Here is a 23,784-nt window from a genome sequence, read left to right on the forward strand (position 1 = left end):
TGCCACTACAGTGCGCTGAAGACGCGCATCATTTCCGCACGCTGGTTGCGGTCCGGCAACGGGCCGAAGTTGGCCTGCATGTTGTCCTGCATGTGATGGACTTTGGAGGTGGCGGGAATCAGGTTGGTCACTGCCGGGTGGCCCAGGATCCATTTCAGGAAAAATTGTCCCCAGCTGCTGCAGCCAAGCTCCGCGGCTACTGCCGGCAATTCCTGGTCGCGGGTTTTGGCGAACAGGGAGCCGCGCTGGTAGGGGCGGTTGATCATGGTGGCGATGTCGCGCTCCTGCGCCAGCGGCAGCAGGGCCTGCTCTGCGGTACGATCTTCCATGTTGTAGCTGAACTGGACGAAATCCAGCGGCTCCGTGCGCATGATTTGCAACAGTTCTTCGTGGTTGCGGCCATGGGAGGTGGTGATGCCGATGTAGCGCACCTTGCCCTCCTCTTTCCACTGTTTCAGCGTGGCGAGGTGGGTGCGCCAGTCCTGCAGGTTGTGGATTGCAATCAGGTCGAAGCGCTCGACCGCCATGCGCTCGGCGGAAGTCTGCATCTGGGCGATGCCTTCCTCCCGGCCCGTGGTCCAGACCTTGGTGGCGGCAAATACCGGCGGCCGCGGCGACAGGGTGCGGAGGATGTCGCCGACCCGCGACTCCGCTTCACCGTACATCGGGGAAGAGTCAATGACCGTGCCGCCGGCGGCGAAGAAAGCCTGCAGGACTGCGCCCAACTGCTGCAGCGTCTCGGGACTGGCGGGCTCGTCAAATGTTTGCGAGGTGCCCATGCCGATGACCGGCAGCAGTTCGCCGGAGCTGGGTATGGGGCGCGTGTTCACAGTCGGGCCAGTGTTTCCCGCCGGGCCTGTCGCGCTAGCCGTGCCGGTGCCTAGCAGGGGTAGTGTCGCGGCGAGTTGCAGAATCTGGCGTCTGTTCAGCATGGCCCGCTCCTCAGCTGTTTGCCAGCATCCACTTGCGCAGGCGGTTGGAATCGCCGAAGGGGGTCAGCTTGCCGAACGAGTTGAGCAGCACTATGGACACCGGTTCGCCCTCAATGGTTGCCTGCATGACCAGGCAGCGGCCCGCCTCATTGAGGTAGCCAGTCTTGCTCAGGCCGATTTCCCAGGTCTGGTTTTTCAGCAGGCGGTTGGTGTTGTTGTAGTTCAGGGGCCCGCGGCGGGCAAAGGGGTGGACTTCCATGCCCGGCGTCGTGCTGGCTTCGGTAATCAGCGGATACGTGCCCGCGGCGCGCACCATCAGCGCCAGGTCCCGGGCGGTGGACAGGTTATCGCCGTGCAGGCCGGCGGGGTCGGCAAACTGGCTGTTGCGCATGCCCAGCGCCTCCGCTTTCAGGTTCATGGCCGTGACGAAGGCGTCAAGCCCGCCGGGATAGGTGCGTCCGAGCGCGCTGGCGGCGCGGTTTTCCGAGGACATCAGGGCCAGCAGCAGCATTTCCCGCCGGCTGAGAGTGGCGCCGTAGTCCAGCCGCGAGCCGGTGAGACGGATCAGGTCGCGGTCGTCCCGGGTCACCGTGATCGGCTGTTCCAGGTCCAGTCCGGCATCGAGAATGACCATCGCGGTCATCAGCTTGGTGATAGAGGCTATGGGGCGAACCGTGTCCGTGTCCTTGCCGTAGATGATGTTGCCATCGGCGTCCAGCACGATGGCGGAGGCGGATCTCAGTCCGGGGTTGCCATTGAGCTGGCCAAACTTGCCGTTGCCTGCGGCCAGGGCAGTGACGGGTAACAACAGAAACAGGCACAGGGCCCACTGCGGCGTCTTCATGATCCGATCCCGTGGTTTTTTCCTCTGGGGCCAGTTTGCCCCAGCCCCAGTGCCGGCGCCAGCCCTGAACTTTAGTTACCTGCACATTTCCCGGGTCCGGCTCAGCCGGGCTCCGACTCGGCCCCCGCGGTGACCCGCAGCAGCCCGCGGAAAATGCGCTGGGCCGATGTCTCGCCGCTCAATACCTTGTAGACGTCACTGGCAATCGGCATCTCCACCCCGTGCTGATCCGCCAGCGCCATCACCGCGGGTGCACTCTTGGCGCCCTCCGCGACCATGAACATCTCCGCGGAGATGGTTGCCATGCTCTTGCCACGGCCCAGTTCCATGCCGACGTGACGGTTGCGGCTCTGGGGGCTGGTGCAGGTGGCGATCATGTCGCCAATGCCCGCGAGACCGGCGAAGGTTTCCGGTTGGCCGCCCATGGCGCAGCCGAGGCGACTGATCTCCGCCAGGCCGCGGGTGATCAGGGACGCCCGGGTGTTGTCCCCGGCGCCGAGGCCGTCGCCCATGCCCACGGCGATGGCGATGATGTTTTTCAGTACCCCGCCCAGCTCACAGCCCACCACATCGGTGTTGGTGTAGACTCGGAACAGGCCGCTGGAGAACAGGCACTGCAGTTCGCGCACGATGATCGCGTCTTCCATCGCGATTACACTCGCCGCCGCCTGGCCCGCCATGATCTCCCGGGCCAGGTTGGGACCCGTGAGGACGCCCACCGGATGCCCGGGCAGCACCTCGGCGATGATTTCAGTCATGCGCATGCGGGTGTCCAGTTCCAGCCCCTTGGTCAGACTGATGATCGGTACCCAGGGCCGGATATGTTCGCGTACCTGCTGCAGCACGCTGCGGAAATTCTGCGACGGGATCCCCATGACAATGACATCGGCGCTGGCCACGGCCTCGCCGATGTCCGCCGTCGCCCGCAGCTTCTCCGGCAGGCGGGCGCCAGGGAGGTAGGTCTCGTTGCTGTGGCGTGTATTGATTTCCTGCACGGTCTCGGCATTGCGGGCCCAGAGGGTGACCGGTGCGTTGCGGGCCACCAGGGCGGCAACCGTGGTGCCCCAGGAGCCGCCCCCCAGGAGACAGACTTTGAGGTTGCTCATGGCATGGGTTCCTTGAATCGGTCGCGGCCGGTGAGGCCGATGGCGCGGATGACTTCCAGCCGCCGTTTCAGCTCTCGCAGCTGCCGCGCCAGGGTCTGCCGCTGTTCGCCCCGTTCCTGGCCGCCGCCGCTGGTGAGTCCCCGGTGCTGCAACATCTGGAAGCCGTTGCGGAACAGCAGCTTGCCGATGGACGATTCACTGCTGATGCGGCGCTGCAGGTACAGCTGGCGGCCCAGTTTCAGGGCCTCGCTGACGCAGGCCTGCTCGTCCATGCCCTGCTCCGCGGGCAACCTTGCAGCCAGGTCGGACACCACGGAATAGGCCTCGACATAGGTCAGCAGGGTGACGTGGGCCACCAGCGGGGTCATGGCCAGCAGCAGCTGGGTGAAGCCTCCGGGGGTGCGTTCCGGGAGCGACTCCCAGTCCGGCTCGTAGCGCGCCAGCTCGGCGCGGATCTCGCGATGGAATTCAGCGCTGGGAGCGTAGAAGAATTCGAACTTGAACAGGTCTCGCAGTTCGTCAACCTCGGCCCAGAACACCTCCAGGGCCTGGGCCTCGCTGGCTTCCGTGGACTTCACCAGGGCGAGCTCAATGATCGCCTTGTTGACGAAAAAGTGGATGATGGTATTGCGGTAGTAGCTGGCTACCGGGTGCTGTTCCAGGGCGATGCCATACACCACTTCCGGCCCTTCGTCATAGCGGGTAACGATGCCCTCGTTGATCATGATGCCCAGGAGACCGTCCATCTGTTCGGCGTAGGCGCGGTCGAAATCCGCTGAAATTCGCAGCTGGCGCGTCTCGGCCCAGGCCAGCAGCGCGCGCAGCTCCTCCACCACTTCGGATTCAGTGAGTGCCTTGGGAGCCGCTCCCAGCAGGCTCATGGTCACCAGCGAGGGAAAGGTGATGGGAGTGACCCGGTTGGCCTCTACTGCCACCTCGAAGGCGATCTTGGACAGGGCCAGGCTGTCCTCGGGTTCCGGTGCCTGCGACAGCACCACGGGCTGGCCGATATCCATGTAGATCTTGCCCATGGGCCTGGCGAGGCTGCGGACGTAGCCGATGAACCAGCGCAGTGACTCGGCGCCCTTGCCGCGGCCGGTCTGCTCGGTGGCATACTCCTCGACGTCGCGTATCAGGTCGTAGCTGATGGAGATGGGGATGATGTGGATGTCCCGGGCATCGGTGGCGTGGCAGGCTTCGAGGACATATTTCAGCAGGCCGTAGCGCGGTGGCATCAGCTTGCCCAGGCGGGAGCGGGTGCCCTCGAAAGACCAGTTCATCGGGAACCGCTTTTCCATCAGGTAGCCGATGTAGTGGCGCAGGGTCAGTTTGTACAGAGTGTTGTCGCTGAAGCTGCGCTTGATGAAGATGCCGCCCGCCCGGCGCACCATGAAGCCGACGCCGGCGAAGTTGATGTTGGCGCCACCGAACATGTGCGGCATGGGAAAGTCGTTGTCATACAGGACCTTGGGTACCACCATGCCGTCGAGGTAGGTTTTGTGGGTCCACAGCAGCATGGAGGGATGGTCGCGGACAATTTGCCGCATTGCCTCGATCGCCGCCGGATCAACCACGATCTTGCGCTCGTACCCCAGGCGCAGGCAGAAACCGCAGAAGCTCGCCCACACGTCCAGCCAGAAGGTGCTGGGGATGGAAATCATTTCCTCCATGTAGGCCGAGGCTTCCTTCAGCAGTGCAGTCTTGCTGCTGCCCTGCTGCGCGGCGAGGTGCTCCAGCGCCTCGTTGTAGCTGCGGTTGGCGCGCAGGCTCTCGGCGACATAGCGAGGCACCTTGTAGCGCCCACCCTGCAGCCGGCGTTCGGCGATATCCAGCACCACCGCGGCCTGCCGCGCGACAAAAATGCCGAATGCGTGCACGTCGGTGGCGCTGTCCTCCGCGTACTTGGCCAGGTAGCGGCCGCGCAGGTTCGCCAGCGAGTCCGGCTCGCCGCTGACCAGGTGCATCCGTTCGGGCTCCCGCGCCGCGATACGCCGCGCCCGACCCTGGCGCGGGCGCCGGGGGTCGCCCATGATCAGGTCGCGCAGGCGCGGCCCGGAATTGAGGGCCGCGAGGGGCGGTGTCCAGGCTACCCGCAGCGGGGCGATGATGGCGTCATCGCTGCTGGAAAGCTGCTCGCGCATGCTGCCGGGATCGATGCCGCGGCGATCATTGCCCAGGTTCAGGTTCAGGCGCCGATGCGTGCGGCACTGGCCAGACGCCGTCTCTTCATGGGCTGTGATCCAGCGTTCCAGCAAATCCTGCTCGAAGCCGTTGCGGGCATCGAGAATAAACACCACCGGCGCCTCCCCGGCTGGCCAGGGATTGGCGCTGAACTTGCCCTCCAGGCTCACGAGCTGGCTGCCTGCGTCCCGGCCCGGTTTTTGGGCCGGGCCTTGGGCCTGGCGGCAGCCTTGGGCCTGGGACTGGTTCTAGCCTTCGCCTTCGCTTTGGCTTTGGGTGTCGCTTGGGCCTTGGATTTGGCTTTGGGCTTGGGCTTGGGCTTGGGCTTGGGCTTGGGCTTGGGCCCGGTTTTGGCCTTGGCCTTGGCGTTGGGTGTGGGTTCTGCCGGCGCCCGGCTCGCGGTTGCCGCGACGCCCTCTTCCAGCGGCTGGCCCAGGCTCTGCAGGAACAGGTTGCGCACCGCTGTCACATGCCGGTCCAGGCTGGCTGCCGTCCACGCCGAGGTGTCGATAGGCTCCAGCACCTCCACATCCACGGTCGCGGGCCGGAATACAAACTCGCCCTTGGGCGCCACATCGCCGGCGTTGCGGATCACGATCGGGACGATGGGGACGCCGGCCTGCATCGCCAGATGAAAGGCGCCCTTCTTGAAGGCGCCCAGCCGCGGTGAAACGCTGCGGGTGCCCTCGGGTGCCAGCGCCACCGACTTGCCTTCCTCGCGCATCGCTTCCACCAGGGGCGTCATGGCTTCGATGGCGCTGGCAGAGTTGGCGCGGTCGATCATCACCACCCCGCCCAGCTCCAGCACCCTGCCGATGACCGGCATGTCGCGAATCTCTTTCTTGCCCACCCCGGCCATGTCGCGCCGCAGCAGGCTGGCCATGATGACCACATCGGCCTTGCTCTGGTGGTTGAAGATGAATACGGCGGGTCGCTGCGACCACAGGTGTTCCTGGCCCTTGACGTTGAGGTCCAGGCCGATCAGGGCGCTGGCGGTGTCCGCGAACAGGGACAGGGAGAAATTGAGCGACTGGCGCCTGGAGCGGGTCAGGGCATAGACCGGCAGGCCCGCCAGGAAGGTGGGGACCAGGCTGACCGTGGCCGCGGCGGAGCGAAGGTACTGGGAGACGGACGGGCGGCCACGACTGGTAAAGCGCACCACGGGCCACTGCCGGTCGCGGGCAATGCCCAGCAGGCGGCTGCTCGGATTCAGTACCCGCGGATAGCGCACCCGCTCCAGCAGCAGCAGGTCATCCTGGCTGTCGCTGTAGAAGAAGCTCTGGTCGAGGTCGGCGCCCTGGTCGGCAGCCAGTTGCTCGGCCGCGTCCACCTTGCCCTGGCCGAAGCAGGTGGGGCGCACGACGCCGCCGGTGAACCTGCCGTTCTCAACCTCCAGTGCCGTGCACATGACGTGTTCGATGCCCAGGTCCCGCGCCGCGGGCTCGACCTGGTAACAGGTGGCCGAGGAAATGATGGCAACCGTGTGGCCCTTGGCGCGATGGGCGTCGATCAGGGCGCGGGATTCGGGGTATACGCGGCGTGCGATCTGGTCCCGATACAGGGTTTCGCCGAACTCGTGGTAGCTGTCTTCGTCAATGCCGCGCAGAAACTGGGCGGTTACGGTCATCATCGCCGAGAAGCCCATGTTGCCGAGGCCAAAGCTGGCCATGGCCTGCACCAGTTCAATCAGTTCCCGGCCATTGAGATCGCCGCGCCGCAGCTGCTCGCGAATGAACAGGGTGGCAGAGTAGCCGGAAATGACCGTGCCATCGAAATCGAAGATGGCGGCGACCCCGGGTCCGTCGGGTGCCGCCTCAATGTCCTTAAGCAATTGTCGGATGCTTGCCATGCCACTCCCTGCAGCGCCCGCTAGCCGGGCTCGTTATGCTCCCGGCAAGCATACTGATCCCTCCCGGGATAGGGAAGCGCTCAGGCCAGCGCCTTCAGGTTACCCTCGGCGTCCACTTCCATGAGGGCATTGCGGGGGTCGTCGGTTTCCCAATAGCCGCGCAGGGACAGAAGCTTGCCCTCGGCGTCGACATGGTAGGTAAAAATGCCATGCACCTTCTGTTGCAAGGTCTTGCCTTCGCCGCCGTCAATGGTGATGGTCAGATTGACATGGTTGGCGACCTCATCACCGGCGGCAAAGGACTCCAGGATTTCGATGCGGATATCCACCGGGGCGATAAAATTGTCCCAGAAGGCTTCGCGCGCCGCTGGCCCCCGGTGACCGTTGCCCTCCGGGTCGATGTGGGAGACGCCAATGGGATCCTGGATGATGGCGTCCTCGGCATACAGGCCCAGCCAGCCCGCCTTGTTCTTGCTGTGGACATATTCCCGCGACAGCAGCGCCGCACGGCGCGCGGGATGTTCGTTCTCAAACATGGCGATTCCTTTTTTATTGAAGCCGGTCGCTGAGTGTATACCCTGCGGGGCGGGCTGCCTGCGGCAACGGTTCAGACATCCTGACCGCGAGCGGGATTTGCCTTGCGGGTATCGCTGAGGTGGGTGCGGATGGCCGTGTAGTCCCGTACCAGGGTGGGAATGTCAAAGCCGGGGAAGCCCTGGGCATCAACGCGTCCGGGTTCCAGCACGGCCTGGAGCTTGCCCTCCGGATTCAGCAGCAACAGCGATACCCCGTGACCGACCTCGTAATCGCCGTCCTCCAGGGTGGTGCCCTCGGCGGGTTCCAGCACGGACATGATGCCCAGGCTGCTGGCAAAGGCGGCAGCTCCCGCTTCACCGCCATCGGTAGCGGTGAGGCCAGTGAAGCTGGGGTCGAAGAACGCGACATAGCTGGCCATCTGCACGGGAGTATCCCGGCGGTGGTCCACACTGTAGAACAGCACCTGCAGGTCGCGACGCAACTCGGGTGCCAGTTGGCTGCGAAAGCCCGCAAGTTCCGCCAGGGTTGCGGGGCAGACATCGGGGCAGGTGGTGAAACCGTAGCTCACCAGATGCCAGCGCCCCTTCAGGTCGCTGTTGCTGAAGGCATCGCCGTGGTGGTCAGTCAGCACAAACGGCGCCAGCGCCCTGGCCTCGGGCAGCAGTACGCCCTCGATCTGGGGCGGCGGTGTTGGCCGGTTCAGGAGGAGGATGGCCGCGACTGCGGCGATGGCGCTATTGGCCAGGACAAACCCCAGCAACATGCGCTGGCGAGGTTGCATGTTCATCCGTGGTCAAGGAACGCTTGCCGGGTTGCAAAGGTATAGTCGCCCTCGATCAGCATCAGGGCGATCAGCACCATAATCGCCAGTGTTGGCAGCAGCAGGGTGTACTTGAGCGCCAGCCGTTCCCACTGGAAGTGCATGAAGATGGCCACGATCAGGCCCGCCTTCAGCAGCATGAAAATGATGATCAGGGTCCAGCGCAGGTAACCCTGCACGTGGAAGTAATCGACCATGTAGGAAAAGGTACTGAGCACAAATAGCAGCAGCCAGATTTTCAGGTAGATACCTATGGGGTGCTGTTCACCCGCGGTGTCGCTCATGCAATCCTCCTTACCACAGGTAGAAGAAGGCGAAAATGAAGACCCAGACCAGGTCCACGAAATGCCAGTAGAGGCCAGTGATCTCGACGATCGCGTAGCCTTTCTTTTCGTAGTCGCCCCGGCCCACCTTGCGGGCGATGATGGCGAGGTAGATGACACCGGCGCTCACATGCAGACCGTGGAAGCCCGTGATCATGAAGAATGCGGAGCCGAATTGAGCTGCGCCCCAGGGGTTGCCCCAGGGTCTTACGCCCTCGTGGATCAGCTTGCTCCATTCAAAGGCCTGCAGGCCGACAAAGCTGGCACCGAGCACGGCGGTGATTGCCATCAGGATTACGGTGCGGCGGCGGTCGCCCCGGTAGGCAAAGTTCACAGCCATGGCCATGGTCCCGCTACTGGTGATCAGGATAAACGTCATGATGGCGATCAACACCAGTGGCAGGTAAACACCGCCAATGGTCAGGGCAAAAACCTCGCTGGCGGGTGGCCATGGGTCGGTGGCCGACAACCTCACGTTCATGTAACCAGTGAGGAAGATGCTGAAAATAAAGGTGTCACTGAGCAGGAATATCCACATCATCACCTTGCCCCAGGGCAAGTCGAAGGCCTGCTTGTCGGCGCCCCAGTCCCGGACCATGCCGGGAACGCCGGGCTGGGTGTAATCGCTGCTGACGGGATCGGCTGATTTCATGAGAGCTCCCTCAGAAGCCACACAGGGCTGCCAACATGTTGATAGTCTCGGCCCGGCTGGTGAGCACGGCAAACAGCAGCAGCCAGACTCCCAGCAGGAAGTGCCAGTAGTGTGTGCAGAGTGCGAGCGGGCTGCTCAAGCGGGCCACGGCGCCGTCATACCAGACCCGGAATACCACATTGGCCAGCACCATCAGACCGCCGAGGACATGCAGCCCGTGCACTGCGGTCAGCAGGTAGAAGTAGCTGTTGGCGGGATTGGTGTTGACGTAGTAGCCCATGGTCTGCAGATGGCGCCACAGCTCCAGTTGCGCTACCAGGAAGGCCACCGCAAAGAATACCGCCGCGCTGATCCCCGCGACTGCCCGGTTGACCTGGTCGCGCCGCGCCGACCACAGGCCCCATTGCATTGCCAGGCTGCTGAGCGCCAGGATAGCGGTGTTGAGCCAGAGCCGGCTGGGGTCGGTGAAGGGCTGCCAGGGCTGCCCGGCCAGGGCCTGGAAATCCGGATACTGGGAGCGCGACAGGAAGGTAATGATGAACAGGAAGAACAATACGCTGACGATGCCCATGATAAAGCGCAACGCGGTGCGGGGCGCCGCCAGCGGGTCGGCCGCGACCGCGACTCCGGCGGTGCTGACCATGGTGGGGCCGAGCCAGGGCTTGGTCCCCAGTGTCTTGAAGAAATTCATCCTTCAGCTCCTTTGCCTTCGGGCTCGTTCTGGGGAATGAAGTCGCGCTCTGCGCCCGGCACGCTGAAGTCATAGGCCCAGCGGTGCACGACCGGCAGTTCCGGGCCCCAGTTGCCGTGCCGGGGCGGTACATCCGGGGTTTGCCATTCCAGGCTGGTCGCCCCCCAGGGGTTGTGCCCGGCTGGCTCGCCCTTGCGCAGGGTACGGATCACGTTGTAGATGAAAATCAGCTGGCTCAGGCCCACGATAATCGCCGCCATGGTAATACTGGCGTTGAGGGCCTCGGCGGACTCGGGTATGAAGTCGGTGCCACTCGTGGCGAAGTAGCGCCGCGGCACGCCGAGGAAACCGAGGTAGTGCATCGGCAGGTAGATCGCATAGGTGCCGAGGAAGGTAAACCAGAAGTGGGCCTTGCCAAGCCCCACATGCAACTGCTTCCCGGAGACCAGCGGGAACCAGTGGTAGATGGCGGCGAACAGCACCATGATTGGCGATACCCCCATGACCATATGGAAGTGCGCCACCACGAAGTAGGTGTCGGACAGGGGCAGGTCGATGGTGACATTGCCCAGGAACAGGCCGGTCAGGCCGCCGTGGGTGAAGGTGAAGATGAAGCCGATGGCGAACAGCATGGGCACCGTCAGGTGGATGTTGCCGCGCCACAGTGTCAGCACCCAGTTGTAGACCTTGAGCGCGGTGGGTACCGCGATGATCAGGGTGGTGGTGGCGAAGAAGAAGCCGAAGGCCGGGTGCATGCCGCTGACGTACATGTGGTGGGCCCAGACCACGAAGCTGAGACCGCCGATGGCGACGATGGCCCACACCATCATGCGGTAGCCGAAGATATTCTTGCGGGCGTGGGTGGCGATCACATCCGATACCATGCCGAAGGCAGGCAGGGCGACGATATACACCTCCGGGTGGCCGAAGAACCAGAACAGGTGCTGGAACAGGATAGGACTGCCGCCGGTATAGTCCAGCGATTCGCCCAGCGACACCAGCGCAGGCATGAAAAAGCTGGTGCCAATGACCTTGTCCAGCATCATCATGATGGCGCTGACCAGCAATGCGGGGAAGGCCAGCAGACCCAGCACGGTGGCAGTGAAGATGCCCCAGATAGTAAGCGGCATGCGCATCAGGGTCATGCCGTGGGTGCGTGCCTGCAGCACGGTGGTCACATAATTCAGCCCGCCCATGGTGAAAGCGACGATGAATATGGCCAGGGACGCCAGCATCAGGATGATACCCCAGTCATAGCCGGGCGTGCCCTGCAGAATCGCCTGCGGCGGGTACAGGGTCCAGCCGGCTCCGGTGGGCCCCCCGGGGACGAAGAAACTTGCCAGCAGCACGATCACCGACAGCAGGTAGGTCCAGAAGCTGAGCATGTTCAGGTAGGGGAACACCATGTCCCGGGCGCCGATCATCAGCGGGATCAAATAGTTGCCGAAGCCGCCCAGCAACAGGGCCGTCAGCAGGTAGATCACCATGATCATGCCGTGCATGGTGACGAACTGCAGGTAGGCGCTGGGGTCGATGAAATCGAAGGTGTCGGGAAAGCCCAGCTGCAGGCGCATCAAGCCCGACAGGACCAGCGCCACCAGGCCGACGAAGACCGCGGTGATCGAGTACTGGATGGCAATGACCTTGTGGTCCTGGCTCCAGATGTAGGTGGTGAAGAAGCTGTGTGGCTCGTGCTGGTCTTCCTCGATCTGGTCGGCGATTGCAGTGTGTTGCATGCCTTTCCCCTCAAAGCGTGTTCAGGTAGGAGAGCAGGTCGTCGATGGACTGCTCGTTCTGCAGTGACCGCGACATCAGCACCATCTGCTGGCCGTAGCGGTCGTCGCTGTGGCCGCCGCGCACGCCCTTGCGGAAATTCTCCAGCTGCCGGCGGATGTACCAATCCTGCAACCCGGCCAGGCCCGGCGCCTGCAGGGCCTCGTTACCCTGGGCCCGGCTGCCATGGCAGGCGCCACAGCTGTTGTAGTGGGCGGCGCCCCGGTGCGGATCGCCGCTGACTGTGCCTGCAGTGTCCGACGCTGGCAGCGAGGCCAGCCAGGCGGAAACATCCCGCACTGCCTCCCGACTGCCCAGGACAGCGGCCATGGGCGCCATCTGCTGACCATAGGTATCGGCCTCGTGTGCACCGCGAATACCCTGTTGGTAGTGTTGCAGCTGGCGCTGCAGATACCAGGCCGGGAGGCCCGCCAGCTGTGGCGTATTCATGTCCCGGTTGCCTTCACCGTCGGCGCCATGGCAGGCCGCGCACACCGCATAGTGCTCCTGCCCGGCAACGGGATCGCCCCGGCCTTCACCCTGGATTTCGGCCCAGGTACGCTGCCCGGCGAGCCACTGTTCGAAGTCCTGTGGTTCCTCGACGATGACATTGCCGCGCATGGCGTAGTGGGCGATGCCGCACAGCTCCATGCACATCACATCGAAGCGGCCGGTGCGGGTGGGGGTGAACCAGACGTAACTGACGGTGCCGGGCACCATGTCCATCTTGACCCGGAACTGGGGGACCGCGAAATTGTGCAACACGTCGCGGGAGCGCAGCAGCACCTTGACCGACCGGTCCAGCGGCAGGCGCAGGTCTTCGCCACGGACCAGGACGTCATCGGCGCCCGTGGGATCGTTGGGGCTCATGCCAAAAGGATTTTCAGCCGACATGAAGCGGGCGTCGACTTCACCCAGCTCACCGTCGGCCCCGGGGAAGCGATAGCTCCACTGCCACTGTTCGCCGAACACCTCTACGACATCGGCGTCCTCGGGCACGTCGACGAAATCTGCCCACACCACCAGCCCGGGCGCCAGCATGGCGACGATGCCGACGGTGGTGATGCCGGTGAGCCACTTCTCCAGGGAAGCGTTCTCGGGCTCATAGTCCGCCCGCCGGCCGGCGGTGCTGCGGTAGCGGAATACCGCCAGCGCCAGGAACAGGTTGACGGCGACGAAGACAAAGCCGGTGATCCACAGGGTAATGTTGATGGTCGTGTCGATAGCTTCCCAGTTGGACGCCAGCGGCGTAAACCACCAGGGGCTCCACCAGTGAAATGCCAGAGAACCGACCACCAGCAAGACCAGGGCAATCACGATTTTCATGCCACCTCCTTGTACGCTTGCAGCTGGCGAACGGAACGCCCCGGCCGCTGCGAGCAATTATTCTTATGTGTGTTTCACTGGTGTCGCCAGGCAGTACCTTTCATCATGTTTTCTATTCTTGCCCGGGTGCTTACAAACCAGCCAGGAGCCGCGGGTCCCTCGCCAGCTGAGGTGAGTTTGGGGTGGGCGCTGACAATACGCCGCAGGATGTCCTCCTGGGGCTGGCTGACATCGACAAACAGGACGTGCTTGCCGGCTCGCAGATCATCGGTGAAACGCTTGAAATCCGAATGCGGCTCCTGGATACCGATCAGGCCTCCCTCCCAGGTACAGAAGCCGAGCACTATGACGGCGAGAAAGATGGGGGGAACCCAGGTGATGGTGGCGGCGATGCCTGTCGCCCATGTGGCAGCGAGGACAATGGCTGCACCAATGACGCCGATCACCGCGCCGCGTTCGGTGCCGTGTACGACATCCTTGCGCAGCACCGCTTCCACATCATTCAGCCTGTGGGCCTGTACACCAGCGTCGTCTTCGCTGAGGACATGAATCTGCGGAGTGGAAACGCCTGCCTCCTCCAGGTCGCGCTCCACCTGCTCCAGTTCGTCGAGATCATCGCTGAGAAAAAAGTGCCTTTTCATTATTGAAATACTCCTCGCCGGATTGCCGGATGTGCACTTGCTCTGGAGTATAGCACCGCCATTGGGGGGCACCGGCCGAAGCTCCAGGCAGCAGTTTTTTTAAGTCTATTCAGTACTTAGCAGGGTGGTTCAATAGAAAAAAAAGAGCTAAAAAACACGGTTTTTGCCGGAAAACAAGACTGTTCCTGGTGGTCATTGGTCGCAATCGCGTTCTGCTGAGAACGTTTTTTTATAAACAGATTTTTTAATAGGCTCAGATGACCTAAGCCGTGATTGCGGCGTGAACCGCCGGGTGCGCGCCAGCGATGTCCGTTTGGCGAACTAATAATTTTCGATATAGGGCGACCAGCAGTTAGGATAGAGCCTTCGATCAAGGGCATTGGAGTCGCAGGCATGGCAAAGGCAGGAGGTACCAGGGAGCACTCTGGCGAGGAAGGTGACAAGACGGTACTGGCGGACACTGCGGACCAGACCGTCGTCGCCCCGGCATCCGAGCCCGATGCCCTGCCGCCTTTACCCGAGGGCAATGAAGACGAGACTCTGCTGGCAACACCTGCTGCCGCCGCTGGCCCGGGCCTGAATACCGCAGCCGAGCTGCCCACCCGGGCGGTCGACGAGGACAGCACCCAGGTCAATACCCATCCCGGCGCGTCGCCCCTGACCGGGCGCAGCTACGTACCCCATTCCAGCAATGTCATCAAGGACCGCTTCGTGCTGGAGTCCCGGCTCGGCAAGGGTGGCATGGGCCAGGTCTACAAGGCGCGAGACCTGCGCAAGGAAGAGGCCAACGACGACAATCCCTGGGTCGCGATCAAGTTTCTCGGTGAAGAATTCAGTCGCCACCCCAAGGCCCTGATCAGCCTGCAGCGGGAGGCGAAAAAATCGCAACAGCTCGCGCACCCCAATGTGCTGACCGTGTACGACTTCGACCGCGATGGCGACCGGGTCTACATGACCATGGAGATGCTGCAGGGTGACGCCCTGTCGGGTCTCAAGAACATCAAGTTCGCCGAAGGCAAGGAACCGGACAACGAGACCCTGATCGAGCAGATGGCCAGCGGCCTCGCCTACGCGCACGAAAACGGCCTGGTGCACTCGGACTTCAAGCCGGACAATGTGTTTGTCACTACTGACGGCCGGGTCAAGATCCTCGACTTCGGCATTGCCCGGATCATGGATTCCGCGGTGCACAAGGACAGTTTCGACGCCGGTGAACTGGGGGCCATGACCCTGCGCTATGCCTCCCTGGAAATGCTGCTCAGGGACAGTGATCCCCATCCCGCCGACGATGTCTACGCCCTCGGTTTGATTGCCTACCAGTTGTACACCGGTGCCCATCCCTACGGCGGCAGAACGGCACTGGACGCGCTGGAGCAGGGCCTGAAGCCACAGCCGATTAAAGGCATCAAGCGCCACCAGTGGCGCGCCATTGCCGGTGCCATCGCCCTGCAGCGGGCGCACCGGACGCCCAGCGCGGAGCAGTTCCTCAAGGAGTTTTCGGGCACCAGCAGGCGCAACCGGATGCTGCTGGCAATGGTGCTGGTACTGGCGCTGGCCTCGGGTTACTTCGCCTGGGAAGCGAGCAAGCCGGAGGGGCCCGCGGTGCCCTTTGCGGAGCTGCCGGCGCAGGTTCAGGACGAGTTCCGCAGTCACATCGACCGCGGTCAGCAGTCGGCAGAGATCGGCGACTGGGATGGGGCCTCCCGCTATTTCATCGCTGCCTACGCACTGCATCCGCGCAATCCCGAAGCCGAAAACGGTTTGCGCATGCTGGTCCAGCACCTGGTGGAAGTCGCGCCCACCATGGTGACGCCGCGGCAGCAGGAGTATCTGTTGAGGTTGATGGATGCCTACGCCGGGGAGAACGAGTTCCTGGCCAACAATCGCCAGTTGGCGCAGCTGCGAGATACGCTGCGGGCGCGGCTGGATCCGCAGTAGCCGTGACGGTCGCTGGCGTCAGTCGCCGCTCGCCAGCACACTGTCCAGCAGCCCGGGCCACGCTTCCACCCAGCAGCAGTGGTGGTCGAAGTCTGCATGCAGCCGGTACTCTGCATCGGGGTGACGTTCCCGGTAGCGGGCGGTCGTTGTGGGTGGCACTATCCTGTCCAGGCCGCCGGCGAGGTGGACCTGCCGGAAGGCGGCGCCGGGTCCAATTTCCAGCGCCGGGTTCAGGGAGCCTGTCAGCGGCAGGTGCCGGTGATATTCGGTCCAGGCCGCTGTGTCCAGGTTGCTGGCGACAGTGACCACGGTGGTGGGCAGCGTCTGCTGCTGCGCCAGCAGCAGTGCCAGCGCGCCGCCGCCGCTGTAGCCCACCAGCACCAGTGACGCAGGCTGGTATTCCGCGAGCAGCCCTTGCACCGCCTCCGCGAGCGCGTCCAGGACTGCCGGTGAGTAGCGCCCCTCCGTCCACAGGTCCGGTTCGCATGGAGGGGAGGGTGTTCCCGGCTGGTGATAGCAGGGCCGGCCCAGCAGCAGTGCCGGGTAGGGGGCCGCCAGCATCAGGTCCAGCGCCACCGCGCTGCGCCCTGTGGGGTTGGCGGCTCGCTCCCTGCCCAGCCAGGGGCGCCCATCACCCTCGAGGTACAGGTGCAGCCGCTCGCCCCGCACCGGTTCGGTCCGGGCCAGCACCGGGAGAGTGAAGGGGCCGCCCGGTACGTGCCGGAGACTGAGACCGTGCCGTTCGGCGAGTTGGTCTGCATCCGGGATACCGCTGCAGGCAACCAGTAGCGACACGGTTAGCAAAACCAGCCATCGGCGCTTGTGGCCATACCGCGAATGAATTATGTTCGAAGCCTCCATGAAAATAACAGCGGGTTCCCGTGCCATGACCAGTGTATTTCCGTCCCTTCCGCCTGCCGTCGGCCGCACCATGCGCAACGCTTGCCTGGCTGCCGCAGCTTCGGCCCTGCTGGCCGCCTGTGCCGGCAGCCCGGGAGGCCCGGTCGAGATTCCCGAGGGCGCGGCCGTCGCCGACCTCTACATTGTAGACTGCCTGTTGCCGGGGCAGGTACGTCAGCTGGGCAACTCCACTTATCTCACCCCGCGACGACCCACCCGCACGACCGCTCAGGACTGTCGCCTGCGTGGCGGCGAGTATGTGTCCTTTGACCGGGCGGATTACAAGACGGCGCTGCGGGTCTGGCTGCCGGCGGCCGAGGCTGGCGATGCCGATGCGCAGAATTCCGTGGGTGAAATTTTCGAGCGCGGCCTCGGTACGGAGCCCAATTACGAAGTGGCCGCCCTGTGGTTCAAACGCGCGGCAGAGCAGGGCCACAAGGGTGCGCAGTTCAATCTCGGTACCCTCTACGAAACCGGCAAGGGAGTGCCGCTGGACAAGGCCGAGGCCCTGAACTGGTATCGCCAGGCCTGGGGCCTGGCCGAGGACCAGCTGGTGTACAAGTCTGATGCAGAAGCGGCGCTGCTGGCCAAGGCCGAGGAGAATGTGGCCCTGCAGGCTGAAAACACCACGTTGGCGGAACAGATGGCACAGGCGCGCGTCGAGCGCGAGAAGGCCCGGGCCGAGGCGGCCGCCGCGAAAGCAGAGGCCGCGTCAGCGAGAGCGGATGCTGCGACGACGCCTGCCCCAGCCCCATCTCCCCCGCCGGTTGCCCAGCCAGAACCGCTGGTGGAGAGTGGCCTGGTGAGTATCGGTGCCGATACGGCAGCCCCGGGCGGGGACATCTCCAGGGATGGCCGCAATTACGGCCGCTACTACGCCCTGGTCATCGGCAATGGCAGTTACCAGTTCCTGGATGACCTGCAAACGCCGGCTTCCGATGTGGACAAGATCGCCCGCGTGCTGAGTGACAAGTACGGTTTTGCCGTGCAGGTACTGAAGAACACCAGCGACGTCGGTGTGCTGCGCGCGCTCAACCAGCTCAACGAGGTACTGGAAGAAAACGACAACCTGCTGATCTACTACGCCGGCTACGGCAACCGCAGGCCGGTCGGCGCCTACGAGGCGGGTTACTGGCTGCCGGTCAATGCCGAGCCGCCACCCAACGACACCTTCTGGGTACCCACCGAGCAGGTCAGCAGCCACCTGGCCCGGCTGCCGGCCCGGCGCATCATGGTGGTGACTGACTCCGCCTTCGCCGGCCTGCTGGCGGACAACCCGGCTTTCCTGCTGGCCAGCGGCCCCGACGCCCTGCTCAGCGACGCCTACATCGGCCTGCGCTTCCCCAACAAGTCGCGCCTGCTGCTGACCTCCGGCCAGGACTTCCCCCTGGCCAGCGAGCGCGACCCGGGCACCTCGGTATTTGCCGAAGCTTTCATCCGCGCCCTGCAGGACAACGAGGCGGTGATCACCGGCCCCGCCCTGTTCCTCAGCATGCTGGACCTGCTGGACGAGAGCCTGCCGGGCCTGGACCCCGAGTTCAAGGCCATCAAGCGGGCGGGCGATGAGGTCGGCGAGTTCTACTTCGTGGCGCGATAAAAGGGCGGTGAGGAAACAGTTGAGGAAACCCGCCGACGCCCTTATAATCGCGCCCCTCAGTCAACAGGACCATAGCTCAGGTGGTTAGAGCGCTACCTTGACATGGTAGAGGTCGCCAGTTCGAATCTGGCTGGTCCTACCAAACAAAAGACCCCGCCGCAGGCGGGGTTTTTTGTTTGGTCAAAGGCTGGATGAGAACTGGCGCCAGTTCGACAAACTGTCACTGAATAGGTGGACTCGCGGCCCGTTCAAGGCCCCTACAGTGCGGTGACGCGCGGCATTTCCTGGCGTAGATAGTTCGCCAAGGCCTCGACCACGGCGGGTACGCCCTTGCGCGAGGGCATCAGCAGGCTGATCCGTGCGTCCCCCGCCGACCAGTCCGGCAATACGGCAACCAGGCGACCGCTGGCCACATCATCGCGGCAGACGTAAAACGGCAGAGCCACGATGCCCAGCCCTTGGGCGGCTGCACATTTCAATGTCACCATGTCATCGCTGCTGAGGCGGGCGCTGAAGGGAATCTCGACTCTGCGCCCACCGCTGCCAGTAAGCGACCACAGTCCGTCATCGCGCCCCCAGCCGATCCTCAGACCCGCGTGGCCGCGCAGGTCATCGGGCGTCGAGGGTTTGCCCGTTCGCTCAAGGTAATCCCGACCTGCGAACAGTCGCCAGGGAGAGGGAGCAAGCTGCCGTTGAATCAGGCTGGAGTCGGGCAGCGCATCCATGTGGCCGCGGATTGCCATGTCGATGCCCGCTTCCACGATGTCGATGGACTCATTGGTGACCTGCTGGGCCACGTCGACCAGGGGGTTGGTCACCATGAACTGTGTGATGATGTCGTTGAGGACGAACTGCGCCATGCCGACGGAACAGGACAGACTCACGCGCCCCCGCAGCGCCTGAGTATGGGTCTTTACCGCCGCCTCCGCAGCTTCCATCTCATCGATGGCGGCGCGCGCGTAGCGGTAAAACTCGAGCCCGAGCTCTGTTACCACGAACTGTCGGGATGTCCGCTGGATGAGTCGGATGCCGAGGCGGTCCTCGAGTTGCTGCAGGTGGCGACTCAAACGGGATTTTGGGATGTTCAATGCACGGCTCGCGGGCGCGAAACCCCGCTTTTCAACCACGTGGACAAAGTAGAAGTAGTCGTTCAGATCCATGTTGCTCGTCTTCCCCCGGGTCCCGCGATAGCCGCGTGCCGTCGTGATCATCACCAGGGCTTCACGGTGAACCGCCGTGGACTGTGCGGCCCGCTATCGCAGATGGTACTTTATCGGTCCATATATGGAACAATGGTTTCCAATTGTGTCACTTTTGATTGTTTAATATCCATGGTTTTATGGGGCCATCCAGCAAGGAGTCCACGACCATGAATGCACACACTGCGATTACCTCATCCCAGTCCGGGACCGTTTCACCCATCACTGGCCCCATCGCCGGACGTACCCTTGAAATTGGCTCTGGTTTTCAGGCCCAGAGCTTCAAGTACGCAGACTTTGGCGGAGCGATGGACCCGCTGATCATGGTGGACCATTTCACCATGAGCGAGTCCACCTTCGGCCCGCACGGCCACGCTGGCATCTCCGCGGTATCCGTACTCTTTGAAGACAGCGTCGGCGCCTTCAACAATCGCGACTCTCTGGACCACGACATTGATCTGATGCCGGGCGACCTCTACTGGCTCAAGGCCGGAAAGGGCGGCATGCACGATGAGAAGCCTCGCCCCGGCAGCCGTGCCCACGGTCTGCAGATGTTCGTGAATCTTCCGGCGGAGCAGAAATATGACGACCCAATCGCCCTCCATGTAAAGGCCGGGGACATGCCGATTATTGAAGGTAGTGGCTATCGCGTCCGAGTTGTTCTGGGCGAAAGCAATGGCGTGCAGGGAGCCAGGTCGCCGGCCCTGCCCATGACGATTCTGGATATGCAACTGAGCGCCGCTGGCCGGTTCTCCCATAGCCTTCTCGCGCAACAGGCCGCCTGGCTCCACGCCGTCGACGGCAGCGCGACAATCCTCATCGACGGGCGCGAGTATCCCCTGCCCGCAGGGCGTGCTCTTGCACTGCGTGGAGACGCAACGTGGGGGGAGCTAACGATCAGCTCTCGTGACGGCGCCCAGGTGGCGCTGGTGCAGGGGCAACCGCTGCACGAAAAGTTCGTCCAGCGGGGCCCGTTTGCCATGGCGACCGAGGAGGAGGTCACCGCCGTTGCCGCCGCCTGTGAACGCGGAGAATTCGGTACGATCCAGTAGCTCCAGGCATCCTCGACCTCAACGATTTCGAGATGCCGATCTTCAGCGTCGATCGCGAAAACGCGTCCGGTATCCCCGAGCCCGCGCGGCGGTGCCGGCGTTCTCGACGCCTTTCTGCAGGGCGCCCCATTCTTTGGCGCCGAGGTTGCAGGATCCCTCCCGGTCGGCTCCTTCCACGATCGCTTTGATGTTGAGGCGGGCAAGCCCCAAGGGACTCTGGCCAGGGAGATACGTGATACCGTTTCCGCACTCATGGCCGGTGACTGGCACTCGCGGACGAGTGGAATCGCCCGTCCACCAGGCTCATGATCCGCGAGCAGCGCGCGGCGAGGCGGTTGTCGTGGGTGACTATCAGGACGGCGCACTGGAAGCGGCTGTTTACCTGCCGGAACAGTTCGAAAATGCGGTCCGCAGACTGGGTGTCGAGGTTGCCGGTGGGTTCATCCGCCAGCAGCAGGGCGGGTCGGGTGACCAGGGCCCGGGCAATGGCCACCCGCTGTTGTTCGCCACCGGAAATCTGTGAGGGCTTCTTCGCTCCGAAACCCGCGAGACCGACATCGGCCAGCAGGCTCTGCGCCTGTTCAATGTCGTCGGCGCCGGGTTTGCCGTGGCGCAGAATCAGCGGCATCAGCACATTTTCCAGCACACTGAAGGCCGGGATCAGGTGGTGGAACTGGAATACAAAGCCGATGGCTTCGTTGCGCAGGCGTGTGCGGCCCGCATCGTCCATGGTCTGGGTAGGGTGCTCAAGCAGGTACAGCTCCCCGCTGGTGGGCGTGTCGAGCAGTCCGATCAGGTTGAGCAGGGTGCTCTTGCCCGATCCCGACGGTCCGACCAGTGCCGCCAGCTCGCCGCTCTCAAGCCGCAGGTCAATGCCGTGCAATACCTCGTGCTCCTGCGGCGTGGCGATATGGTAGGTCTTGCTCACGGCGCTCAAACGCAACACCGCAGCGCGAGATGCCGGGTCAGACATAGCGGATTGCCACGGCCGGATCCAGCCGCGCTGCCCGGCGGGCGGGCAGGGCTGAGGCCAGCACGCCGGTGAGGCAGGCGATGACCATGGCAAACGGGATCAGTGACAGTGGTACAGGGATAAAGAACAGGCCCGGACCGAGGGTATTGAAAGCCTGTACCAGCGCCCAGCCAATGCCCGCACCAATGGCCGAGCCCAGCAACCCGAGCAGGCCGCCCTGTACCAGGAATACCCGCAGCACCTGTTTTCTGGAACTGCCCATGGCGCGGAGAATGCCGATCTCCCGTGTGTGCTGTACCACGCTTACCGCGAGCACGCTGGCTATGCCGAAGGCCACCGAAATTCCCACAAATACGCGAATCATTTGGGTAGTCAGGCTTTGCGAGCGCAGGGCGTTGAGCAGTTGGCCATTGGTTTCCATCCAACTCTCCGCGCGCAGCCCGCTGAGTCGGGCGATGCGGGCGGCGACGCGGTCCGCGGTGAAGATATCGTTCACGGTGGTATCAATGACCGTGATGCCGCCGGGCAGGTCGAGCAGGGTCTGGGTTTGCTTGAGGTCGAGATACACGAAACGTGCGTCCAGTTCCCGCACGCCCAGTTCGAAGATGCCGGCGACGTCGACCACGGCGATACGGCCATCACCCGCGTCAAGGCGCAGCTTGTCACCCAGGCCAAGACCCAGCGTTCGTGCGAGTTCTGTGCCGATCAGGGCGTGGCCATCGCCAACCAGGAAGCGGCCGGCAATCAGGCTGGGTGCAATGGCGATGATCTCCTGGTAACGCTCGGGATCAATGCCGACCAGTGCGACCGAGGCCCGCGCGGTACCCCGTCGTGCCAGGGCAGGGCCGCTGACGACCGGCGACACAGCCTGTATATCGGGGGCGGCATCGAGCATGTCGCGTATTGCCTGCCAGTTGTTGATCGAGCGCAGGCGCTGGGCGCGGGGGCTGTCGAGCAACAAAATCATCGCGTTGTCCGCGGGCGGCAGCTGGCGGTTTACCTCGTCGAGCGGCATGATACGAACATGTGCCTGGGTGCCCAGCGTGCGCTCAATGATATTGGCCTGCAGGCCGGTGATCAGGGCGGTAATAAAGACGATGACAGCGACACCGCCGGCGATGCCGACCAGGATCAGCAGGGTCTGCATGACGTTCTCAAACAGGAATCGGACCGCGATCAGTCCCTCTGTCCAGAGGAAGCGGTGCACTGCGCCGGGTATCACTGTGTCGCTCCACCAGGCATGGGCATGGCGCGGAACCGCACGCGGGTGTCCGGAGGTACGGCGTCGACGAGCACCCGGTCGCCGGCTTCGAGTCCTTCCAGCACCTCGCTGGATCCGGTGCCGAACAGGCCCAGGCGCACATCGACCCGCTCCACTGTCCCATCGCGCACACGGAAGGCCACGGCCCGCGAGCCGTCCCGCTGGTGCAGTGCATCGTTGGGTATGACCAGCGCCTGTTCGCGCCGGGCTGTCTCGACGGTGACTGAGACGGTCATTCCCGGGAGCAGGAAATCGGCGGGGGCCAGCAGCGCAAGATGCACATCGACAGTCCCCCGGGCCGTATCGACGCTGGGCGCGATGAAGCTGATGTTGGCCTCCAGTGTCCGCTCTGGATACGCATCAGCCACCACCCAGGCAGGCTGGTTGAGCGCGATCGGCGCCAGGTTTTTTTCGTCCAGGGGCATGAGTATTTCGCTGCTGCCCAGGCGGGCGATCTCCAGCAGGGTGCGTCCTGGCTGCACCAGGTCGCCCGGCTCTACCGCGCGCCGCAACACGATCCCTGCGATCTGGGAATGGATTCGGGTCTTGGCCAGTAGCGCTCGGGCCGCTTCCACCCGCTGCACCAGCACGGTCTCCTCGACGCCCCCTTCAGCCAGGGCTGCGGCGGTGAGTCGTGCCCTGTCGCGGTTTGTTCTCGCTGTAAGCTCCAGCTGCTGCGCCTGTTCCAGTTGCTCTTTCGATATCGTCTCGTTGGCGAACAGGCGTTCCCGGCGTATGCGCTCGCGGCTGGCCTGCTCCAGATTGTTCTGGGCCTCGGTCATCGCCGCCCGTGCTTCGGGTCGGCTGACCTCGATCGCGTTGCGCAGCGCCGCCTCCACTTCACGGAGCCGGGCCTGGTATTCCTCGTCACGCAGGGTCAACAGCAGGTCACCCAGCTGTACCACGTCACCCTCGCGGACATTGCGCGTGGCGATCACGCCGGTTATTTCGCTGCCGACCTGGGCCACCGACTGGTTGGACACGATGGCGCTGGCGACAACCCGCTGTACCAGTGGACGCTGCTCCAGGCGGTACCCGCTCGCCGCAGGGCCCTGCCAGTAGTGCCAGGCGCCCGCCCCCAGGATAAGCACCAGGGCGGTCAGCAAGAGGTAGCCACGAGGGCTCCATTGGCGGCCGCTGGGGGCTTGCCTGTTGGCCTGCGGTGCCTGTGCTTCTTGCATGGTCACTC

At 63.8% G+C, this 23,784-nt stretch carries 21 protein-coding genes and 1 tRNA gene; 4 read left to right on the top strand and 18 right to left on the bottom strand.

What is annotated here, in order from left to right:
• Positions 1 to 5 precede the first annotated feature (5 nt).
• From RLO07_RS11250 to RLO07_RS11310, 13 genes are all read right to left on the bottom strand, one after another.
• Entirely contained in the window at positions 6 to 932 is a 927-nt protein-coding gene (locus tag RLO07_RS11250; RefSeq protein ID WP_462292242.1) for an aldo/keto reductase, read from the bottom strand.
• A gap of 10 nt (positions 933 to 942) precedes the next feature.
• Complete coding sequence (gene pbpG / locus RLO07_RS11255; RefSeq protein ID WP_462292243.1) at positions 943 to 1,776, bottom strand: D-alanyl-D-alanine endopeptidase; 834 nt, start codon at positions 1,774 to 1,776, stop codon at positions 943 to 945.
• Positions 1,777 to 1,877: 101 nt separating this feature from the next.
• Positions 1,878 to 2,882, bottom strand: coding sequence for an NAD(P)H-dependent glycerol-3-phosphate dehydrogenase (locus tag RLO07_RS11260; protein ID WP_462292244.1), 1,005 nt, complete (start codon positions 2,880 to 2,882; stop codon positions 1,878 to 1,880).
• Positions 2,879 to 5,233 (bottom strand): glycerol-3-phosphate 1-O-acyltransferase, encoded by a 2,355-nt coding sequence (locus RLO07_RS11265; RefSeq protein WP_462292245.1) that lies wholly within the window; start codon positions 5,231 to 5,233, stop codon positions 2,879 to 2,881. The genes RLO07_RS11260 and RLO07_RS11265 overlap by 4 nt, the downstream gene beginning before the upstream one ends.
• A complete protein-coding gene (locus RLO07_RS11270) occupies positions 5,230 to 6,912 on the bottom strand; it encodes an HAD-IB family hydrolase (protein ID WP_462292246.1) in 1,683 nt (560 codons plus the stop codon). The genes RLO07_RS11265 and RLO07_RS11270 overlap by 4 nt, the downstream gene beginning before the upstream one ends.
• Before the next feature lie 80 nt (positions 6,913 to 6,992).
• On the bottom strand, positions 6,993 to 7,448 hold the full coding sequence (locus RLO07_RS11275) for a nuclear transport factor 2 family protein (RefSeq protein ID WP_462292247.1): 456 nt from the start codon (positions 7,446 to 7,448) through the stop codon (positions 6,993 to 6,995).
• A 71-nt stretch (positions 7,449 to 7,519) separates the two neighbouring features.
• Complete coding sequence (locus RLO07_RS11280; protein ID WP_462292248.1) at positions 7,520 to 8,236, bottom strand: SCO family protein; 717 nt, start codon at positions 8,234 to 8,236, stop codon at positions 7,520 to 7,522.
• Positions 8,233 to 8,553 (bottom strand): cytochrome C oxidase subunit IV family protein, encoded by a 321-nt coding sequence (locus RLO07_RS11285; RefSeq protein WP_462292249.1) that lies wholly within the window; start codon positions 8,551 to 8,553, stop codon positions 8,233 to 8,235. The genes RLO07_RS11280 and RLO07_RS11285 overlap by 4 nt, the downstream gene beginning before the upstream one ends.
• Before the next feature lie 10 nt (positions 8,554 to 8,563).
• On the bottom strand, positions 8,564 to 9,244 hold the full coding sequence (locus RLO07_RS11290; RefSeq protein ID WP_462292250.1) for a heme-copper oxidase subunit III family protein: 681 nt from the start codon (positions 9,242 to 9,244) through the stop codon (positions 8,564 to 8,566).
• A 10-nt stretch (positions 9,245 to 9,254) separates the two neighbouring features.
• Positions 9,255 to 9,935, bottom strand: a complete 681-nt coding sequence (locus RLO07_RS11295; protein WP_462292251.1) for a cytochrome c oxidase subunit 3 — start codon at positions 9,933 to 9,935, stop codon at positions 9,255 to 9,257.
• Complete coding sequence (locus RLO07_RS11300) at positions 9,932 to 11,671, bottom strand: cytochrome c oxidase subunit I (RefSeq protein WP_462292252.1); 1,740 nt, start codon at positions 11,669 to 11,671, stop codon at positions 9,932 to 9,934. The genes RLO07_RS11295 and RLO07_RS11300 overlap by 4 nt, the downstream gene beginning before the upstream one ends.
• A 10-nt stretch (positions 11,672 to 11,681) precedes the next feature.
• A complete protein-coding gene (locus RLO07_RS11305; RefSeq protein ID WP_462292253.1) occupies positions 11,682 to 13,034 on the bottom strand; it encodes a c-type cytochrome in 1,353 nt (450 codons plus the stop codon).
• A gap of 74 nt (positions 13,035 to 13,108) precedes the next feature.
• Complete coding sequence (locus RLO07_RS11310; RefSeq protein WP_462292254.1) at positions 13,109 to 13,675, bottom strand: NAD/FAD-utilizing enzyme; 567 nt, start codon at positions 13,673 to 13,675, stop codon at positions 13,109 to 13,111.
• A 393-nt stretch (positions 13,676 to 14,068) separates the two neighbouring features.
• On the opposite strand from RLO07_RS11310, the gene RLO07_RS11315 reads away from it, so the two are divergent.
• Complete coding sequence (locus RLO07_RS11315; RefSeq protein WP_462292255.1) at positions 14,069 to 15,613, top strand: serine/threonine-protein kinase; 1,545 nt, start codon at positions 14,069 to 14,071, stop codon at positions 15,611 to 15,613.
• 18 nt (positions 15,614 to 15,631) lie between these two features.
• On the opposite strand, the gene RLO07_RS11320 is transcribed toward RLO07_RS11315, so the two are convergent.
• A complete protein-coding gene (locus tag RLO07_RS11320) occupies positions 15,632 to 16,408 on the bottom strand; it encodes a hypothetical protein (protein ID WP_462292256.1) in 777 nt (258 codons plus the stop codon).
• A 91-nt stretch (positions 16,409 to 16,499) separates the two neighbouring features.
• Between RLO07_RS11320 and RLO07_RS11325 the strand changes: the two genes are divergently transcribed.
• On the top strand, positions 16,500 to 18,110 hold the full coding sequence (locus RLO07_RS11325; RefSeq protein ID WP_462292257.1) for a caspase family protein: 1,611 nt from the start codon (positions 16,500 to 16,502) through the stop codon (positions 18,108 to 18,110).
• Between the two features lie 65 nt (positions 18,111 to 18,175).
• Positions 18,176 to 18,252, top strand: a tRNA-Val gene (locus RLO07_RS11330).
• A gap of 115 nt (positions 18,253 to 18,367) precedes the next feature.
• Here the strand turns inward: RLO07_RS11330 and RLO07_RS11335 are convergent.
• Complete coding sequence (locus RLO07_RS11335) at positions 18,368 to 19,270, bottom strand: LysR substrate-binding domain-containing protein (RefSeq protein WP_462292258.1); 903 nt, start codon at positions 19,268 to 19,270, stop codon at positions 18,368 to 18,370.
• 209 nt (positions 19,271 to 19,479) lie between these two features.
• On the opposite strand from RLO07_RS11335, the gene RLO07_RS11340 reads away from it, so the two are divergent.
• A complete protein-coding gene (locus RLO07_RS11340) occupies positions 19,480 to 20,361 on the top strand; it encodes a pirin family protein (RefSeq protein WP_462292259.1) in 882 nt (293 codons plus the stop codon).
• A gap of 250 nt (positions 20,362 to 20,611) precedes the next feature.
• On the opposite strand, the gene RLO07_RS11345 is transcribed toward RLO07_RS11340, so the two are convergent.
• The 3 genes from RLO07_RS11345 to RLO07_RS11355 are packed head-to-tail and all read right to left on the bottom strand — an operon-like array spanning position 20,612 to position 23,776.
• Entirely contained in the window at positions 20,612 to 21,334 is a 723-nt protein-coding gene (locus tag RLO07_RS11345) for an ABC transporter ATP-binding protein (RefSeq protein WP_462292260.1), read from the bottom strand.
• On the bottom strand, positions 21,327 to 22,556 hold the full coding sequence (locus RLO07_RS11350; protein ID WP_462292261.1) for an ABC transporter permease: 1,230 nt from the start codon (positions 22,554 to 22,556) through the stop codon (positions 21,327 to 21,329). The genes RLO07_RS11345 and RLO07_RS11350 overlap by 8 nt, the downstream gene beginning before the upstream one ends.
• Complete coding sequence (locus RLO07_RS11355; protein WP_462292262.1) at positions 22,553 to 23,776, bottom strand: efflux RND transporter periplasmic adaptor subunit; 1,224 nt, start codon at positions 23,774 to 23,776, stop codon at positions 22,553 to 22,555. Before RLO07_RS11355 ends, RLO07_RS11350 begins: the two co-directional genes overlap by 4 nt.
• Positions 23,777 to 23,784 lie beyond the last annotated feature (8 nt).

Source organism: Haliea sp., from assembly GCF_040221975.1.
Classification (GTDB): Bacteria; Pseudomonadota; Gammaproteobacteria; order Pseudomonadales; family Halieaceae; genus Haliea.